This is a genomic window from Mesorhizobium sp. M5C.F.Ca.IN.020.32.2.1, assembly GCF_004023105.1.
Classification (GTDB): domain Bacteria; phylum Pseudomonadota; class Alphaproteobacteria; order Rhizobiales; family Rhizobiaceae; genus Mesorhizobium; species Mesorhizobium wenxiniae.
The window spans coordinates 1-1,644 of the sequence record NZ_RZSX01001142.1; the positions used below are offsets into that span (position 1 = coordinate 1).

The 1,644-nt window shown below is 62.3% G+C and carries 1 protein-coding gene and 1 pseudogene; both read left to right on the forward strand.

The genetic code is table 11. The annotated features are described in order from the left end of the window. Positions 1 to 629: pseudogene (locus tag EOA86_RS33705) on the forward strand (hydantoinase/oxoprolinase family protein); the annotation flags it as partial. A 1-nt stretch (position 630) separates the two neighbouring features. Beyond that, a partial coding sequence (locus tag EOA86_RS33710; RefSeq protein ID WP_206630215.1) for a hydantoinase B/oxoprolinase family protein occupies positions 631 to 1,644 on the forward strand: 1,014 nt, incomplete at its 3' end.

Sequence of the window (1,644 nt, forward strand, 5' to 3'; positions counted from 1 at the left end):
TCACCAATGCGCTCGGTTGCGTCGTCGCCGATCTCAGGCACGATTTCGTCAACACGGTCAACCAGCCGGTGGCCGGTCTTGATGAAAACCAGCTTCACACTATATTGGAACGCCACCGAAACGAAGGCGAAGAGCTGATCGGCAAGGAAGCGGTAAAACCGGAGACGATCCGCGTCACGCATTCCGCCGACATGCAGTTCGTCGGCCAGACCCACATCATCAACGTGCCGCTGCCTTCGTCCGCGGTGACACGTGAAACATTGCAGCAACTGTTTGAAAAGGCCTATTTCGGCCGCTTCAAGGTCGAGCTGCCGGAAATCCGTGCCAATCTGGTCAACCTCAACACCTCGGTGACCGGCGTGCGGCCGGCGATCGATCTGTCGCGATTGATCGACCCGGCAGGGCGCGCCGAAACGCTGGCCGAAGCGCGGCGCGAAATCCGGCCGGTCTGGCATGGCGGGCGCTGGCACGACACGCCTGTCTACAGCAGGGAGAAGCTGCCGCTCGACGCGGTCATCGAGGGGCCAGCGATCCTCGAACAGATGGACGCCACCACCGTGCTCGAGCCCGGCGACCGCGCGCGCTCGGACGCCGACGGCAACATCATCATCGACATCGGTGAGGCCTGAGATGGCAAAACTCGACACCATTACGCTTTCGGTCATCCAGGCGGCGCTGCAGCAGGTCTGCGACGAGATGGACCTGACCTTTTCGCGCGCCGCTTTTTCGCCCGTCATCGCCGAGGCCAACGACCGCTCCGACGGCATCTATTCGGCCGTCGATGGCTCGCTGATCGCGCAGGGCAGCCAAGGCCTGCCGGTGTTCGTCGGCGTGATGCAGTATTCGACCAAAACGGTGATCGAAATGATCGCCGACGGCCGCTGCCTGCAGCCCGAGCCCGGCGACATCTACATCGTCAACGACCCCTATCTCGGTGGCACCCATCTGATGGATGTGCGCTTCGCCATGCCGGTCTACCGGGACGGAACGATTTTCTGCTGGCTGTCGAACACCGGCCACTGGCCCGATATCGGCGGCTCGGTGCCGGGCGGCTTTTCGGCCTCGGCGACGGCGGTCGAGCAGGAGGGCTTGCGGCTGCCGCCGGTGAAATTGTTCAAGAAGGGCGTGCTCGATCCTGAGATCTACGCCATCATCTGCTCTAACATCAGGGTTGCCGACCAGCGCATCGGCGACATCCGTGCGCAGGCGGCGGCACTGCTGATCGGTCAGGACCGACTAAATGAAATTCTAGATCGTTACGGAGACGAAACAGTTGTTGAGGCGATCGCCGAACTGCGCCGCCGCGCCGCCGAACAGATGCGCGCCAACATATCGGCCATTCCCGATGGCATTTACCATTCCAAGGCCTTCGTCGATTCCGACGGGGTGGTGAACGAGCCGCTGATCATCGCGCTGGCGGTGGAGAAACACGGCGACACGCTCAGCTTCGACTTTTCAGGCTCGTCAAAACCTTGCGCCGGGCCGATGAACAGCGTCTTGGCGACGACCTTGTCCTCGGTTTATCTCGCGATGCGCCATATTTTCCCTGATGTGCCGATCAGCGCCGGCGCCTTCGAGCCGCTGATCGTCAAGCGGCCGGAAGGCACTTTCCTCGACGCCAGATATCCGCGCCCGGTCTCCGGC